This is a genomic window from Streptomyces liliifuscus (assembly GCF_016598615.1).
Classification (GTDB): domain Bacteria; phylum Actinomycetota; class Actinomycetes; order Streptomycetales; family Streptomycetaceae; genus Streptomyces; species Streptomyces liliifuscus.
Genome location: NZ_CP066831.1, coordinates 6161918 through 6178749, shown reverse-complemented (window position 1 = coordinate 6178749; position 16832 = coordinate 6161918). Strand labels below are relative to the sequence as shown.

Genomic DNA, 16832 nt, shown 5'->3' with positions numbered 1-16832 from the left:
CACAATTCAGCCCTTCACGCACACGACCTGCTTCAGCTTTGCCACGACCTCTACGAGGTCTCGCTGCTGGTCGATGACCTGCTCGATCGGCTTGTACGCGCTCGGGATCTCGTCCACGACGCCGGAGTCCTTGCGGCACTCCACACCCTGCGTCTGCTCCTCCAGATCCTTTGTCGAGAAGCGACGCTTGGCGGCGTTACGGCTCATGCGCCGGCCCGCCCCGTGCGAGGCCGAGTTGAAGGCCTTCTCGTTGCCGAGGCCCTTCACGATGTACGAACCCGTGCCCATCGAGCCCGGGATGATCCCGTACTCGCCGGAGCCCGCGCGGATCGCGCCCTTGCGGGTGACCAGCAGGTCCATGCCCTCGTACCGCTCCTCGGCCACGTAGTTGTGGTGCGCGCTGATCTCCGGCTCGAAGGTCGGCTTCGCCTTCTTGAACTCCTTGCGGACCACGTCCTTCAGGAGCGCCATCATGAGCGTGCGGTTGTACTTCGCGTACTCCTGCGCCCAGAACAAGTCGTTGCGGTACGCCCCCATCTGCGGGGTGTCCGCGATGAATACGGCGAGGTCGCGATCGACCAGACCCTGGTTGTGCGGGAGCTTCTGCGCAATTCCTATGTGGTGCTCGGCCAGTTCCTTGCCGATGTTCCGCGAACCGGAGTGCAGCATCAGCCAAACAGAACCGGTCGTATCCGTGCACACTTCCACAAAGTGATTTCCGGATCCAAGCGTCCCCATCTGCTTTGTCGCCCGCCCCTGACGGAACTTGACCGCTTCGGCCACACCGTCGAAGCGCCCCCAGAAGTCGTCCCAGCCCGAAGTGGCCAGCCCGTGGAATCGTCCGGGCTCGATCGGGCTGTCGTGCATCCCCCGCCCCACAGGAATGGCCTGCTCGACCTTCGAGCGCAGCCGGGAAAGGTCACCCGGCAGGTCGTTGGCCGTCAGGGACGTCCTGACCGCGGACATCCCGCAGCCGATGTCGACCCCGACCGCCGCGGGACACACAGCACCCTGCATGGCGATCACGGAACCGACCGTCGCGCCCTTGCCGAAATGGACGTCCGGCATGACGGCGAGGCCCTTGATCCAAGGCAGCGTCGAGACGTTGCGGAGCTGCTGCATCGCGACGTCCTCGACCGACGCCGGGTCCGCCCACATACGGATCGGAACCTTCGCGCCCGGCACTTCCACGTACGACATATCGTCCTCATTCCCCCGTAAAACAAGCAGAAGTCGCAAATCGCAAAACCGGCACCAAGGTCAACGTTTGGGACAACGGACCGGCGTCCACGGCAGTGCGTGCGATACACATTGTCTCCAGGGGCCGCCCCCGCGCGGCAACTGAATAACCAATGCATAACCACAGGACACCCCGGTCGTGCGCCCAGCGCGGCGACCCGTCGAGAGGAGCCCCACCGTGCAGCGGAAGGCGTACGTACCCGGCGTCGCCGCGCTCCTCGCGGTGCTGCTGGCCGGCTGCACCGGTGGATCGGGCGACGACAACGGCACGACCGACCCGAAGCCGGGCGAATCGGCCACGACACCGACCGCGGCGCAGCCCGGCAAGTACCGCACGCTCCCCGAACCGTGCGCCGCCGTCTCGCACGGCACGCTGGACTCGCTGCTGCCCGGCATCAAGCAGGTCACGGACGAGGAGCAGCGCGAGAAGACGTACGAGGGCACGGCGACGCAGACGTACGACACGGACCGCAAGGTCGGCTGCCGTTGGAAGGCTCAGTCGACCGGGGCGACGGATCATCTGCTGGTGGACTTCGAGCGCGTGGTCTCGTACGACAACGCGGTCAGCGACGACGACCGCGCGACGGAGATCTATCTGAAGCGGGAGACCTCGGCCGATCTTCCGGAGCCGGTCGCCTCGTCGGAGTCGCCCGAGTCGTCAGAGGCATCGGAGTCGTCGAGCTCATCGGATTCGTCCGAGTCGCCCGAATCATCCGGCTCGTCCGCCGATGAGAGCGGATCCCCCTCGGACGACTCCGGTTCCGGTCCGAGCTCCAGCGCGTCGGACGCGGAGAGCGGTTCCGCCACGCCCTCCGACGGCTCCACCCCCTCCGCCCTCCAGCCCCGCACGCTCGACGACCTGGGCGACGAGGCGTTCCTGGACGACGCGCTGAGCAGCACCCGGCAGCGCACGGTGACTGTGGTGTTCCGCACGTCCAACGTGGTCGTGACGATCCAGTACGACGAGCAGCCGGCGACCACGACCGACGTCCCGAGCAGCAAGGACATGCAGGACAGAGCGCGGAAACTGGCGGGTCAGCTCGCCGACGCGTTCAACGACTAGGGGCCCCCGGCAGGGGTTTCGGGCTGGGCGGAACCCGAGTCACCCGTGTCCCGTTCGGCGTACCGTGGCCCCTCGGACCCGACCGAGTGCGGCCGACCGAGGACGCGGCCGTTCGCACGCACACCCAGCGTCTTGAGTGAAGGAACCATGCACCGACCCGCACAGCGCCAGCGTCAGCGACTCACCCGCATCCTTGTCGGCGCGGCCGCCGTCCCGATGATGCTCGTCGCCTCCGGCTGCTCCTCGGACTCCGGCGGCGGCTCCGGCGACGACGCGAAGAAGGACTCCGGCGCCTCGGCGTCGTCCTCCGCGACGGAGGCGGGCTCGGTGGTGAAGGAGGCCGCGTACGCGAAGCTTCCCGAGCCCTGCAAGGTGTTCTCGTCGAAGACGTTGGAGGAAATGGTCCCGAAGGGTGCCAAGTCCAGCAAGGAGGGCAAGTCGGGCGACACGGAGACGCGCGGCAGCTGCTCCTGGAACAGCCTGGACAACAACGGCGTGGACGGTTCGCAGTTCCGCTGGCTGAACGTGTCCCTGCTGCGTTTCGAGTCGGACGCGACCCGCGGTACGGGCGAGAAGCTGGCCTCGGAGTACTTCGCCAAGCACGCCGAGGACGCGCGCTCGGTCGAGGGCGCGAAGGACACCAAGTCGCAGCCGCTGACGGGCATGGGCAACGAGGCGACGCTGGTGACGTACGACCTGAAGAAGAAGGAAGGCACCTTCAAGCAGCAGACGGTCGTGACGCGGGTCGAGAACGTCGTCGTGACGCTCGACTACAACGGCGCGGGTCTGGCGGGCGACAAGGCCCCGAAGGTGGCCGATCTGACGAAGGCGGCGGAGAAGGCCGCCAAGGAGGCCGTGGAGGCGGTCCGGACGGCGAACGGGGCCGGCGGCGGCTCCGCGGCCGGCGGCAGCACGGCGCCCAGCAAGAGCCCCAGCCCGAGCAAGAGCGCGAGCAAGAGCGCGGGCCAGGGCTCGGACCTCGGCGAGGACTCGGGTACGAGCAAGAGCCCGAGCAAGTCGTCCACGAAGAAGGACTGACAGCCGTTCCGGTAATCCGGCCGGGGCCCAACTCGCGGCCGGACCAGGACATTTGCAGCGACCCGGCCTCTTTGGGGGCCGGGCTGGTGCCGCACTGCGCGCCCGGAGCCCGTACACATGTGCCACTCTGTTGCGCGCAACAGGTCGTCATGGGAGGGGAGTACGGGTGTCCGCGCCTATGCAGCTCACGAAGACGCACCGGATTCTCATCGGGGTGGTCGTCTTCGGAGCCGTCGTCATCGCCGGAATCGGCTTCGCCGGTTCGTACGCCGCGGTGCGCGAACTCGCCCTCCAGAAGGGCTTCGGGAAGTTCAGTTACGTCTTCCCGATCGGTATCGACGCGGGAATATGTGTCCTGCTCGCGCTCGATCTGCTCCTGACCTGGATCAGGATCCCGTTCCCGCTGCTGCGCCAGACGGCGTGGCTGCTGACGGCGGCGACGATCGCGTTCAACGGCGCGGCCGCGTGGCCGGACCCGCTCGGTGTCGGGATGCACGGTGTCATCCCGATCCTGTTCGTGGTCTCCGTGGAGGCGGCGCGGCACGCGATCGGCCGGATCGCGGACATCACGGCCGACAAGCACATGGAGGGCGTGCGCCTCACCCGCTGGCTGCTGTCCCCGCTCCCCACGTTCCTGCTCTGGCGCCGGATGAAGCTGTGGGAGCTGCGCTCCTACGAGCAGGTCATCAAGCTGGAGCAGGAGCGTCTCGTCTACCAGGCCCGGCTGCGTTCGCGCTTCGGCCGCGCGTGGCGTCGCAAGGCGCCGGTCGAGTCCCTGATGCCGCTGCGGCTGGCGCGCTACGGCGTGCCCCTGGCGGAGACGGCCCCCTCGGGTCTGGCCGCGGCGGGCATCGAGCCTGCGCTGCTGCCTCCGGCGCCCCGGCAGCAGACGGAGCTGGAGCGCGTCGAGGCACCGCAGGCCGCCGTACCGCACCAGGTGGGTCCGGGAGCGCCCCGGGACGACCAGCGCCGCCAGGAGCTGGACGCCGACGGCTACCCCGTTCAGGAGCAGCAGGGGCAGCAGGCGCAGCAGGGTCGGCAGGACCAGCAGCCGGAGTACCTGGAGGAGGAGCCGGAGTCGAGCCCGTGGTTCGCTCCCCCGCAGCAGGAGATCGTCTACGAGGGCGGCTACGACCCCTCGTACGCCCCGGACCAGATGTGGGCCCAGTACGAGGCTCAGCAGGCCCAGTACGAGGCCGAGCAGCGTCAGGCGTACCAGAACGGGCAGGGGCAGCTGCTTCAGGAGTACGAGGAGCGTGAGCCCTCTCCCGAGGACACCGGCACCTTCCCCATCCCGTCGGGCCCGAACCGCACCCGCCAGCTCGGCGAGGGCGGCGGAATCCCGGCCCCGGAGCCGGACGAGGAGTCGTTCTACCAGGTCTTCAAGCAGTCGATAAACGGCAGCTACCCGACCCCGCGCGAGTTCGGCGACAACGTCGAGGCGGAGTTCCGCGTGACCCTCCCGGAGCCGGAGGCCAAGCGCCTGGTCACACGCTTCACCAACCGCCACACGATGGAGCTGGAAGAGGACCACATCGCATAGGGGCATGCGCGCAGGGACATGCGTGCAGGACGTGCGTGCAGGGACATGCGTCTGTACGTGGATGGGGCGCCCGGAGATTTCCGGGCGCCCCATCGTCGTAGAACCTCGTACGGCTCGTACGGACTACTCGCCGAGCAGCTTGCGCACCCGCTCCTGGCCCACCGCGAGGAGCAGGGTGGGCAGGCGGGGGCCGGTGTCGCGGCCGACCAGCAGGTGGTAGAGCAGGGCGAAGAAGGTGCGCTGGGCGACCTTGATCTCGGGCGGGAGTTCCTTGGGCGTGGCGTCGGCGGAGAAGCCGGCCTGGACCTTGGGGACTCCGTACACGAGGTGGGTGAGTCCGTCGAGCGACCAGTGCGAGTCGAGGCCGTCGAGGAGGAGCCGCAGCGAGGCGCGGCCCTGGTCGTCGAGGGACTTGATGAGCTCGGTGTCGGCCTCCTTGCGGACGACCGTGCGCTGGTCGGCGGGGACCTGGGTGTTGATCCAGGCCTCGGCCCTGTCGAGCCGCGGCCGGACCTCGTCGAGGGACGAGAGCGGGTCGGCGGGGTCGAGTTCGCTGAGGATGCGCAGGGTCTGGTCCTCGGCGCCGGCGGTGATGTCGGCGACGGAGGCGAGCGTGCGGTAGGGCATCGGGCGGGGTGTCTTGAGAAGCTCACCGGCGGCGGTGCCGACAGCACGCGAGTGCGCGGCGACGTCGGCCGGCAGGGCGGAGCCGTCCGCGACCTTGCCCTCCAGCTTGTCCCACTCGTCGTACAGCCGCTGGATCTCCTGGTCGAAGGCGATCTTGAAGGACTGGTTGGGGCGGCGGCGGGCGTAGAGCCAGCGGAGGATCTGCGGCTCCATGATCTTCAGCGCGTCACCGGGGGTGGGCACGCCTCCCTTGGAGGAGGACATCTTCGCCATGCCGGAGATGCCCACGAAGGCGTACATCGGACCGATGGGCTGCTTGCCGCCGAAGATGCTCCCGACGATCTGTCCGCCGACCTGGAAGCTGGACCCGGGCGAGGAGTGGTCGACGCCGGAGGGCTCGAAGACGACGCCCTCGTACGCCCAGCGCATCGGCCAGTCGACCTTCCAGACCAGCTTGCCGCGATTGAACTCACTGAGCCGCACGGTCTCGGAGAAGTCGCACGCGGTGCAGGTGTACGTCAGCTCGGTGGTGTCGTCGTCGTAGGCCGTGACGGTGGTGAGGTCCTTGCCGCAGTCGCCGCAGTAGGGCTTGTACGGGAAGTACCCGGCGGAGCCGGTGCCGTCGTCGTCGGCCGCCGCGCCCGAGCCCTCGGCGGCTTCGAGCTCCGCCTCGTCGACGGGCTTCTGCGACTGCTTCTTGGCCGGGGCCTTCTTGGTGCGGTACTGATCAAGGATCGCGTCGATGTCCCCCCGGTGCTTCATCGCGTGCAGGATCTGCTCGCGATACGTGCCGGAGGTGTACTGCTCGGTCTGGCTGATGCCGTCGAACTCGACGCCCAGCTCGCCGAGTGCCTCGACCATGGCGGCCTTGAAGTGCTCGGCCCAGCTCGCGTGCGGGGAGCCCTTCGGGGCGGGTACGGCGGTGAGGGGCCTGCCGATGTGCTCGCCCCAGGAGTCATCGACACCCACGACGCCGTTCGGCACCTTGCGGTAGCGGTCGTAGTCGTCCCAGGAGATGAGGTGCCTGACCTCGTGTCCCCGGCGGCGGATCTCGTCGGCGACGAGGTGCGGGGTCATGACCTCCCTGAGATTCCCGAGGTGGATGGGCCCGGACGGGGACAGTCCGGACGCGACGACGACCGGTTTGCCCGGGGCCCGACGCTCCGACTCCTCGATGACCTCATCCGCGTAACGGGAGACCCAGTCGGTGGTCTCGGTGCTCTGAGCCACGATCGGCACGTCCTTCTTTCCTCAGGAGGTGTCTTTGGCCGGCGGTACGGTTCGCACGGCTGACCGCCCCATTCTCCCAGCTCCCCCCGCATCCACGAAAACAGCTTTTCACCGCCCCTGAAATCTTTAGCCCTCCGGCGTTTGAGGAGCGGGGGTTCGGGGGCAGCGCCCCCGAGTAAGGGACGGGAATGGGTAGGGGCGGCGGGGGCGAAAACTCGCTTTACCCCCGTGGGATACTGGGCGGATCCACCCGTACCCACGAGGAGAACGGCACCCACCCCATGGCCTCGGTCACGTCCCTCACCGCCCACGTCCACCAGCGCCTGGCGGACGCGCTCACGGCAGCCGTGCCGGAGACCGCGCCCGCGGACCCGCTGCTGCGACGCAGCGACAGGGCGGACTTCCAGGCCAACGGAATCCTCGCCCTGGCGAAGAAGGCGAAGGCCAACCCCAGGGACCTGGCGACGCAGGTCGTCGACCGGGTGGTCAAGGGTGACCTGATCAAGGACATCGAGGTCTCGGGCCCCGGCTTCCTGAACATCACGATCACGGACCGGGCGATCACGCAGAACCTCGCGGCCCGCGCCACGGACCCGGCGGACCGCCTCGGCGTCCCGTTCACGGAGAACCCGGGCACGACGGTCATCGACTACGCCCAGCCGAACGTGGCGAAGGAGATGCACGTAGGCCATCTCCGCTCCGCGGTGATCGGCGACGCGGTCGTCCAGGTCCTGGAGTTCGTCGGCGAGACCGTCGTCAGGCGGCACCACATCGGCGACTGGGGCACGCAGTTCGGCATGCTCATCCAGTATCTGGACGAGCACCCGCACGAGCTGGACCACAAGTCCGCCGAGGACGGCGCGGTGTCGGGCGAGGAGGCGATGTCGAACCTCAACCGCCTCTACAAGGCCGCGCGCACGCACTTCGACTCCGACGAGGAGTTCAAGACGCGGGCCCGGCGCAGGGTGGTCGACCTCCAGGCGGGCGACCCGCACACGCTGGCCACGTGGCAGAAGTTCGTGGACGAGTCGAAGATCTACTTCTTCTCGGTCTTCGAGAAGCTCGACATGGAGGTCCGGGACGCGGACATCGTCGGCGAGTCGGGCTACAACGACATGCTGGACGAGACGTGCCGCCTTCTCGAAGAGGCCGGCGTCGCGGTGTGGTCCGAGGGCGCCCTGTGCGTGTTCTTCGACGACGTCAAGGGCCCGGACGGCAACCCGGTCCCGCTGATCGTGAAGAAGTCGGACGGCGGCTACGGCTACGCGGCCACCGACCTCTCCGCGATCAGGAACCGCGTCTTCGACCTGAAGGCGAACAACCTGATCTACGTGGTCGACGCCCGCCAGTCCCTGCACTTCAAGATGGTCTTCGAGACGGCACGCAGGGCGGGCTGGCTGAACGGCGACGCGAAGGCGGAGCAGCTGGCCTTCGGCACGGTGCTCGGCAAGGACGGCAAGCCGTTCAAGACCCGTGAGGGCGAGACGATCCGGCTGGTCGACCTGCTCGACGAGGCGATCGACCGCGCCACGGCGGTGGTCCGCGAGAAGGCCGAGAAGGTCGGCCTGACCGAGGACGAGATCGTCGAGAACGGCCGGTACGTCGGGATCGGCGCCGTGAAGTACGCGGACCTGTCCACGTCGGCCGTCCGGGACTACAAGTTCGACCTGGACCAGATGGTGTCGCTGAACGGCGACACGAGCGTGTACCTCCAGTACGCGTACGCCCGTATCCGGTCGATCCTCCGCAAGGCCGGGGACGCGCGTCCGCTGGCCCACCCGGAGCTCGAACTGGCCCCGGCGGAGCGCGCGCTGGGTCTGCACCTGGACCAGTTCGGCGAGCTGCTCCTGGACGTGGCGTCGGGCTACGAGCCGCACAAGCTGGCCTCGTACCTGTACCAGCTGGCGTCGCACCTGACGACGTTCTACGACCAGTGCCAGGTGCTGAGCGACGCGAACCCGAAGGAGGTCGTCGAGAACAGGCTGTTCCTGGTCGACCTGACGGCCCGCACGCTCCACCAGGGCATGGCCCTGCTCGGCATCAGGACGCCCGACCGCCTCTGATCGTCGTCCGAGCTCCACCGGCAGCCACCCGAGACCCGGGCGCGGCCCCTCACCACGGGGCCGCGCCCGGGTCTCGGCACATACGACAACCGGCCCGGCCGCTTCCCCCGTTCGGGTGAAGGAAGTTGAAGGCGTACACGACAGACGGCCCCCCGCGATAGAGGTGACCCGTGCGGCGACAGAGGCCCGCATATGCCAGTGGCCTCCCCCCGCGCTGACCTGGCAATCCGTACGAGTGATGGCCAAAGGTTGAGGTGCTCGGACGCACCCCGGAGTATGCGATGCTGCGGGGCGCAAACCCCAACTCCGGGGAATCCAGAGCCCTGTTGGACCGCACTGGGAGCCCAATGAGCACTGCACTTCCCTTCTCCGTCACCCCGGCCGTCTGGATGGTGTTGACCCGTGCTGCCACTCGTTGAGACCGGCGAAGAGCTGGACGACATGGTCCGCGACGAGGCCCTGTTGCGGCCCGCCGTCATGGACCTGTGCGAGCGCCTCGGGGTGGCCGTGAAGCCGCTGATCCGCTTCATCGAGGGTTCCCTGCCGGTGTACTCCGTCGGTGCCGCGCACGTCGTCAAGCTGTTCCCCGCCTTCGAGAAGATCGACGCCAGGCGCGAGGAGCGGGTACTGAGCCATGTGTACGGCAGGCTGCCGGTTCCGACGCCGCAGGTGTACTCGGCGGGGGCGTACAAGAACGGCTGGTCGTTCGTCCTGATGTCCCGGCTGCCCGGCGAGAGCCTCGCCGACGCGTGGCCGCGGATTCCGGCGGCGGAGCAGGACCGAATCGTCACGGAGGCCGGCGAGACCCTCGCTGCGCTGCACGCGCTGAACGCGGCGCCGCTCGCGGGCTCGATCGGCCCCTCCGACTGGGGCCTGTTCGTCGACGCCCAGCGGGCGAACGCGGTGGAGCAGCAGCGCGAGGCCGGCCTGTCGGACCTCTGGCTGGAGCAGATCCCGTGGTTCCTGAGCTCGGTGCCGCTGGTCCCTCCGGCCCGGCGCGTACTGCTGCACACGGAGTTCATGCGCCAGCATCTGACCGTGGACCCGGACGGCTGGCGACTGACGGGCCTGTTCGACTTCGAGCCGGCGATGGTCGGCGATCCGGCGTACGACTTCGTGGGCGTCGGGCTGTTCATCTCGTGCGGGGACCGCAGGCTGCTGAAGCGGTTCTACGACGCCTACGGGTGCCCGCCGATCGACCCGCACACGCTCATGGCGTACGCGCTGCTGCACGTCTACAGCAACCTCCCCGGCTATATGCGCATGCTGCCCGAGCCGCCGGAGCCGACCCTGGACGCGCTCGCCGAGACATGGTTCGGCACCGACTGACGGCCCCCGCGGGCGTTGTCAGTGCCGGGTCCTAGAGTCACGGGCATGGCGACTCTTCCGAACCAGCTGCCGACGCTGGCGGCCGACCCGACCGGCCGCTCGCTCGGTCTCGACCTCCCGCCCGGGACGCTGCTCGACACGACGGTCGACGGCCCCTGGGACGAACCGCTGCTGTGGCGGGCCGACGCTCCGGCGGCGCCGGGCGACTGGCTGCGGCTGGCGTCCGCGCGCCGCACGGCGGGCCTGCATCCGGTGCTGCTCGGCGCCGACGCGGACAGCGAACCCCACCCGGACAAGTGGGAGCTGGACCCCGACCTCGCGTCGTATCCGGGCGACCACGACGCGGAGGAGGTACTGGCGGACCTCTGGGAGGAGTTCGCGGCCGAGGCGGAGGACGCCGACTGGCCGGGCCTCGCCCCGGCGGGCCCGGCCGGCGCCGACCCGGACGAGCGGGCGACCGAGGTGGCCGACTCCCTCACCGGCGGCGGGAGTTGGCTGGAGCGGGCGCACCTCGCCCTCGTGCCGGCCCGCCGCAGCGCGGACATCCCGGCGGCCGTCGGCTGGTGCGGCCCGGTCAACCACCTGGACGACGTGGCACCGCTGTGCGCGGTCCTCCGCTCCTGGGAGGACCGCTTCGGGATACGGATCGTGGCGATGACCTACGACCAGCTGGTCGTCTCGGTCGCGGCCCCGCCCCGGACCCCGGCCGAGGCGGAGGCGGTCGCCGCCGAGCACTACGCGTTCTGCCCGGACAACATCGAGCAGAGCGGCCACGGCTCCCTGCGGGCGTACGCCGAGCAAGAGGTGCTCGGCGCACACTCCTGGACGTTCTGGTGGGACTGAGCCGGACGGCCCGGAACTCCGGGCCGCCATGAGGGCTCAGGGCTTGCGGCCCGTGACCGCGTACACGTTGATGTCCGCGTCCGTCACGTCGTTGATGTCGCGGTACCTGACCTTCTCGATGTCGTCGAGGCCGTCGAAGTAGCCGGGCTCGGGCTGCTCGGGGACGGGCGCCGCGTTGTCGGGCCGCCAGTGGTGGGCGGGGACCACGCCGGGCTCGTCGACCTCCAGGCCGTTCTCGGTGAGGAACCGCTCGACCTCCGCCTTCGAGCGCAGCACGAAGGTGAAACCGCGCTCGGTGTACGTCCGCTGGACCGCGCGGATGTTCTCGGGGTTGAGGTCCTCGGTGAGATGGCTGAGCACGAGCCGGCTGCCCGAGGGCAGGGCGTCGATCAGCTCGCGCACGATCGGGTAGGCCCTGTCGTCCTCGACGAAGTGCAGGATCGCCACGAGCGCGAGGGCGACCGGCTGGTCGAAGTCGAGGGTCTTCGAGGCCGCTTCGAGGATCTGGGCCGGGTTCTCGAAGTCGGCGTCGATGTAGTCGGTCCGGCCCTCGGGCCCGCTGGTGAGCAGGGCGCGCGCATGGGCGAGAACGACCGGGTCGTTGTCCACGTACACGACCCGGGAGTCGGGGGCGAGGCGCTGGGCGATCTGGTGGACGTTCTCCTGGGTCGGCAGCCCCGTACCGATGTCCAGGTACTGCCGGATGCCCTCTTCGCCCGTCAGCGAGTTCACGGCCCGGCGCAGGAAGTCGCGGTTGTGCCGGACGTCCAGGTAGCCGCGCGGGTTGGCCGTGAGCGCGGCGGCGGCAGCGGCCCGGTCGACCTCGTAGTTGTCCTTGCCCCCGAGGAAGACGTCGTAGACACGTGCCGGGTGTGCCTTGGTGGTGTCGATCCTCCTTCTCAGCTCTGCGGGGTCCTGGCTGAGAGCGTCACCGGGCATGGAAGCCTCTCCCTGGAGAGTCGCGTCATTAAACGAGCAACAACCTAACTCTCGGGGTGACTTGATGGTGCCCCGACCGGGAAAGGAGAGACACTCAGCCCGGAATGTCGGGCTCGTACTCGTTCCGCCCCCATTCGGAGTCACCGAGCGGGTAGTTGTACGCGGGCCGCCCCACGTTCCCGCTGGTCCGGAAGGGCTGCCCCTTGTCGTCGACGCGCACGGTGCCCTGCTTCGTCCCGCTGGACCAGTCGAGCTCCAGATACCAGCTCACGTTGTGCGTCCGGGCGTCCGCGAAGATGTAGAAGACCTCGGGGTCGGACTCGCTCACCTTGTACGGGAAGTCGCGCTGTCCGGCCTTGGGCGAGGTCGCGGGCCGCCCCGCGTCGAGGTTCACGCCGAACGACGTGGTCTCCACCCCGCCACCGCACCCGACGCCCATCTCGAAGTCGTTCCAGGCGAGCGGCGCGCTCTTCTCCACCACCCGCACATGCAGCGCCTCCAGGACGACGGTGGCCTTCCCGGTGCCCTGCACGGTCAGCGCGAGCATCTGCTGCCCGCCGGCGACCCCGCCGAGCGCGGAGACCCACCCGCGCGCGTCCGACTCGCTCGGCGGCGGAGGCACCTGCTCGGGCTTCCGGTCGACGAGGTAGTGCTGACTGCACGGGGAATCCCACTTGTACGGATTGACGGCGACGGTCGGCGCGGAGGCACTCTCCTTCGCCCCGGAGTCCTGCGCGGCCCCGGCACCGGCACCGGCGCTCCGGGAGGCGGAGGAGGACGCCGTGGGAGTACCGCTGCGGGATGCGGACGGCGAAGCCGACCTGCGCTTCGCGGCGCCGGACTCACTGGCCCCGGGACTGTCGTCGACGGTCTGGGCGGCGGCCCCCACGGACTGCTTCCCGCCCTCGCCGTCGTCGCTCTTGCCCGGCACGAGATTCACCACGAGGGCGGCCGACACGATCGCGGCGGCCACGGCGGCACCGGCGAGCACGACGGTACGCCGCCGCCGCGCGACAGGAGCGTCCGCCGCCTCTCCACGCTCGGCCTCGGGCCCTCCTGAGCCGACGACATCGCCACCGGCGACCGCGTCGACAGAAGCCTCCGACACGGACGACTCACCGGCCGCCCCCTCCCCCGCCTTCTGCCCCCGCCGCGCATCCGCGAGAACCCACCGCCGATGCAGCTCCACCAGTTCCTCCGGAGAGGCCTTGCAGGCGCGGGCGAACCGCTCCACGGGCGCGTAGTCCGTCGGCACGGCATCCCCGTTGACATACCGGTGAAGCGTGGACGTACTCGTGTGAAGCCGCTTCCCGAGCACCCCGTAACTGAGCCCGGACCGCTCCTTCAACTGTCCCAAGAGCTCCGAGAACTCGTCCCCCGCCACCGTTCCTCCGTCTCCCATGTCCCGGACCAGCGTTCCAGGGGAAGGTCGTTCCCCCAGGTCAGAGCCGTTACGAGCGTTCCGGCGTCCCGGAAACCCCGGCAGGTGTGGCGGCCGGGACGGGTCGCCGCACAAGCTTGGGCCATCCAAGCACGCCGCTCCCGTCACTCGGTCGAGCGGCCTGCACCAACAGCCGTACCGCATCAGGGGGATCACCCATGTCCGCTCGCACCACCCGCACCCGTGTCCTCGCCGCCGCAGCGCTCGCCGTCGCCACGCTGACACTGACGGCCTGCAACAACGGAGAGGGCGTACGTGACGAGGGCGCGTCGGCGGGCGCCACGTCCCAGCCGTCGTCCACGCCGACGTCCGGGTCGCAGAAGAACAAGGAGACGACCACGGACGCGGGACAGGCGGGGTCCTCGTCGGACTCGAACTCCAAGCCCAAGGACGGGAAGGGCGCGCAGAACTCGTCGGGTTCGACGGGCTCCTCGGACTCGTCGAAGTCGTCGGACTCGCAGGACCCCGGCCCCACCCGTACGCCCTGCACCTCCGCCAACACCCGTATGACGGCCACGGTGGTCGCCCGCCCCCTGAACCACCTTCTCCTCACCGTCACCAACACCGGCTCGAAGAACTGCAACGTGATCGGCTACCCGGCTGTCCGCTTCGGTGAGGCGCAGTCGGTCCCGCCGGTCATGGAGGAGTCCCAGCCACAGGCGGTGGTCACGCTGGCCCCGGGCGAGTCGGGCTACGCGGGCGTGCGCCTCTCCGCGGCGGACGGCAGCGGCTCCAACGGCTACACGGCCAAGTCGCTCGCGGTCTACCTGAAGGACTCGGGAGCCGCGTCGAAGCCGTCGCTGCCCGCCAAGGGCATGTACGTGGACGACTCGATCGCCGTCACGTACTGGCAGCAGACGATGGCGGACGCCCTCACCTGGTGAGCCGGCGGGCTCAGCGCAGCTTCTGCGCCACCTCGGTCGCCCAGTACGTGAGGATGTTCTGGGCGCCGGCCCGCTTGATCCCGGTGAGCGTCTCCAGGATCGCCTTGTCCCGGTCGATCCACCCCTTCTCGGCGGCGGCCTCGACCATCGAGTACTCACCGGAAATCTGGTAGGCCGCCACCGGCACGTGCACGGCGTCCGCGACCCGCGCGAGGATGTCGAGGTACGGGCCGGCCGGCTTGACCATCACCATGTCGGCCCCCTCCTCCAGATCGAGGGCCAGCTCCCGCAGGGACTCACGCGCGTTGGCGGGATCCTGCTGATAGGTCTTGCGGTCGCCCTTCAAAGAGGAGCCGACGGCCTCCCGGAAGGGCCCGAAGAAGGCGGAGGAGTACTTGACGGTGTAGGCCAGGATGGCCACGTCCTCCCGCCCGATCTGGTCGAGAGCATCGCGTACGACCCCGATCTGGCCGTCCATCATCCCGCTGGGGCCCACCACATGGGCCCCGGCGTCGGCCTGTACCTGGGCCATCTCGGCATACCGCTCAAGGGTCGCGTCGTTGTCGACGCGACCCTGATCGTCCAAGACCCCGCAATGCCCATGGTCAGTGGTCTCATCAAGACACAGATCGGACATCACCAGCAGCTCGTCGCCGACCTCGGCCCGCACATCCCTGAGGGCGACCTGCAGAATCCCCTCCGGATCGGTCCCCGGAGTCCCCACCGCGTCCTTCTTGGACTCCTCCGGAACACCGAACAGCATGATCCCGGAGATCCCCGCCGCCACGGCCTCCGCGGCAGCCTTCTTCAGACTGTCCCGGGTGTGCTGCACGACGCCCGGCATCGCCGAGATCGGCACGGGCTCGGACACTCCCTCACGCACGAACGCCGGGAGGATGAAGTCAGCGGGATGCAGCCGGGTCTCGGCGACCATGCGCCGCATCACAGGGGTGGTCCGCAGCCGCCGCGGCCGGCTGCCCGGGAAGGATCCGTACGTCGTCATACACCAACGCTACGCCCGCCCCGGACCCCCCTTTGCCAACAAGCCGTCGGTGCCGCAGGGCCCTCCACACCGCCCCACATGCGCCCGGGACGCCCCGGGCGCAAGCTGGTGGAACAAGGGACAGGACCCCGACGGCATCTCCGCGCAGGAGGACGCGATGACGACGGCGCACCACACCCCCACCACACCCGACCTCTTCGCCCTCTCGGAGATCCGGGGCCCGGTCCTGAGACCCGACGACGAGGCGTACACAGCGGAGGTCACGGGCTTCAACCTCGCGCAGCGCCACGCACCGGACATCGTGATCGGGGCAACGGGAACGGACGACATCGTCGCGGCACTGCGCTGGGCAACGGCGACAGGCACCCCCGTCTCGGTCCAGGCGACGGGCCACGGCGCGAACTTCCCCATCGACGACGGCCTGCTGATCAACACCGGCCGCATGACGGACGTACGGATCGACCCGGCCGAACGCACCGCGACGGTGTCCGCCGGAGCGAAATGGCGGGACGTCCTGGAGGCGGCCGCACCCCACGGCCTGGCCGCGCTCAACGGCTCCTCGACCGACGTGGGCGTGATCGGCTACACGCTGGGCGGCGGCCTGCCGGTCCTGGGCCGGACCTACGGCTACGCGTCCGACCTGGTCCGCTCCTTCCAGGTGGTGACCCCCGACGGAGTCCTGCACGAGACCGACGCGACCCACGAGCCCGACCTGTTCCGGGCCCTGCGCGGCGGCAAGGGCAACGTCGGCGTCGTGACATCCCTGGTCACCGACCTGATCCCGCTCACCCGCATCCTCGGCGGCGCGATCTACTGCGCGGGCAAGGACGCGGAGCCCCTGCTCAACGCGTACGCGACCTGGACACGGACCCTCCCTCAGGAGATGTGCACGGCATTCAGCCTGCTACGCCTCCCGCCCCTCCCCCAGATCCCGGAACCCCTGCGCGGCGGCTTCTGGTCCCGAATAGCAGTCGCCTGGACAGGCGACCCAACAGAGGGCGACCGCCTCCTGGCCCCCATACGCGCAGCCGCACCACCGGTGATCGACACCATCGCGCCGATGGACTACACGGCGGTGGACGAGATCTACGCGGAACCCCAGGACCCGCTCCCCGCAAGAGAATCGTGCGCCCTGCTCAACGACCTGACCCCGGAAGCCATCCAGACCTTCCTCGACCAGGTGGGCCCCACAGCCAAGGACTGCCCCCTCCTCCTGGTCGAACTCCGCCACATGGGCGGCGCCCTGTCCCGCCCCGCCCGCGTACAGGACGCGGTCTGCGCCCGGGACGCAACGTACTTCCTGGAATCAGTGGCAATCCTGCCCGACCCAAAAACCGCAGAAGCAGTAGAGGAAGCCACGACAGCCCTGCAACAAGCAATGGCCCCCTACGGCACGGGCCACACCATGGTCAACATCCACGGCACCCCCGGCACGGAAGCGGACCGAGCCCGAGCCTGGACCCCGGAGATCTACAAGCACCTCCAACAAACCAAGGCCACCCACGACCCGGCAAACCTCCTCCGCTACGGCCACGCGATACCACCAGCGGCATAACCAAGAACGGCCCCGCACCCAAGGACGCACGGCCC

The 16832-nt window shown here is 69.3% G+C and carries 13 protein-coding genes; 8 read left to right on the top strand and 5 right to left on the bottom strand.

Annotation, left to right across the window (positions count from 1 at the left end; all coding sequences use genetic code 11):
* Positions 1-6: 6 nt before the first annotated feature.
* On the bottom strand, positions 7-1200 hold the full coding sequence (locus JEQ17_RS26500; protein WP_200397531.1) for an RtcB family protein: 1194 nt from the start codon (positions 1198-1200) through the stop codon (positions 7-9).
* Positions 1201-1417: 217 nt separating this feature from the next.
* On the opposite strand from JEQ17_RS26500, the gene JEQ17_RS26495 reads away from it, so the two are divergent.
* The 3 genes from JEQ17_RS26495 to JEQ17_RS26485 all read left to right on the top strand — a co-directional run bounded on the left by JEQ17_RS26495 (position 1418) and on the right by JEQ17_RS26485 (position 4883).
* The gene (locus JEQ17_RS26495; RefSeq protein ID WP_200397530.1) at positions 1418-2302 is read left to right on the top strand and encodes a DUF3558 domain-containing protein; all 885 of its coding nucleotides are present in this window, start codon (positions 1418-1420) and stop codon (positions 2300-2302) included.
* Positions 2303-2449: 147 nt separating this feature from the next.
* The gene (locus tag JEQ17_RS26490; RefSeq protein ID WP_200397529.1) at positions 2450-3340 is read left to right on the top strand and encodes a DUF3558 family protein; all 891 of its coding nucleotides are present in this window, start codon (positions 2450-2452) and stop codon (positions 3338-3340) included.
* Positions 3341-3518: 178 nt separating this feature from the next.
* On the top strand, positions 3519-4883 hold the full coding sequence (locus JEQ17_RS26485) for a DUF2637 domain-containing protein (RefSeq protein WP_200397528.1): 1365 nt from the start codon (positions 3519-3521) through the stop codon (positions 4881-4883).
* A gap of 123 nt (positions 4884-5006) precedes the next feature.
* Here the strand turns inward: JEQ17_RS26485 and lysS are convergent, their stop codons facing one another.
* Positions 5007-6749: a lysine--tRNA ligase gene (lysS, locus tag JEQ17_RS26480; RefSeq protein WP_200397527.1), complete on the bottom strand. Its 1743-nt coding sequence runs from the start codon at positions 6747-6749 to the stop codon at positions 5007-5009.
* 272 nt (positions 6750-7021) lie between these two features.
* Between lysS and argS the strand changes: the two genes are divergently transcribed.
* The 3 genes from argS to JEQ17_RS26465 all read left to right on the top strand — a co-directional run bounded on the left by argS (position 7022) and on the right by JEQ17_RS26465 (position 10975).
* Positions 7022-8803: an arginine--tRNA ligase gene (gene argS, locus JEQ17_RS26475; protein WP_200397526.1), complete on the top strand. Its 1782-nt coding sequence runs from the start codon at positions 7022-7024 to the stop codon at positions 8801-8803.
* Positions 8804-9205: 402 nt separating this feature from the next.
* A complete protein-coding gene (locus JEQ17_RS26470) occupies positions 9206-10132 on the top strand; it encodes a phosphotransferase family protein (RefSeq protein WP_200397525.1) in 927 nt (308 codons plus the stop codon).
* A gap of 45 nt (positions 10133-10177) precedes the next feature.
* Positions 10178-10975, top strand: a complete 798-nt coding sequence (locus tag JEQ17_RS26465; protein ID WP_200397524.1) for a DUF4253 domain-containing protein — start codon at positions 10178-10180, stop codon at positions 10973-10975.
* A 36-nt stretch (positions 10976-11011) separates the two neighbouring features.
* Here the strand turns inward: JEQ17_RS26465 and JEQ17_RS26460 are convergent, their stop codons facing one another.
* Positions 11012-11914 (bottom strand): SAM-dependent methyltransferase, encoded by a 903-nt coding sequence (locus JEQ17_RS26460; RefSeq protein WP_200397523.1) that lies wholly within the window; start codon positions 11912-11914, stop codon positions 11012-11014.
* Between the two features lie 94 nt (positions 11915-12008).
* Positions 12009-13316: a helix-turn-helix domain-containing protein gene (locus JEQ17_RS26455; protein ID WP_200397522.1), complete on the bottom strand. Its 1308-nt coding sequence runs from the start codon at positions 13314-13316 to the stop codon at positions 12009-12011.
* Between the two features lie 197 nt (positions 13317-13513).
* On the opposite strand from JEQ17_RS26455, the gene JEQ17_RS26450 reads away from it, so the two are divergent.
* Positions 13514-14239, top strand: a complete 726-nt coding sequence (locus tag JEQ17_RS26450) for a DUF4232 domain-containing protein (protein ID WP_200397521.1) — start codon at positions 13514-13516, stop codon at positions 14237-14239.
* 10 nt (positions 14240-14249) lie between these two features.
* Here the strand turns inward: JEQ17_RS26450 and hemB are convergent, their stop codons facing one another.
* The gene (hemB, locus tag JEQ17_RS26445) at positions 14250-15242 is read right to left on the bottom strand and encodes a porphobilinogen synthase (RefSeq protein WP_200397520.1); all 993 of its coding nucleotides are present in this window, start codon (positions 15240-15242) and stop codon (positions 14250-14252) included.
* A 157-nt stretch (positions 15243-15399) separates the two neighbouring features.
* Here hemB and JEQ17_RS26440 point away from each other — a divergent pair, with 157 nt between their 5' ends.
* The gene (locus JEQ17_RS26440; protein WP_200397519.1) at positions 15400-16797 is read left to right on the top strand and encodes an FAD-binding oxidoreductase; all 1398 of its coding nucleotides are present in this window, start codon (positions 15400-15402) and stop codon (positions 16795-16797) included.
* Positions 16798-16832 lie beyond the last annotated feature (35 nt).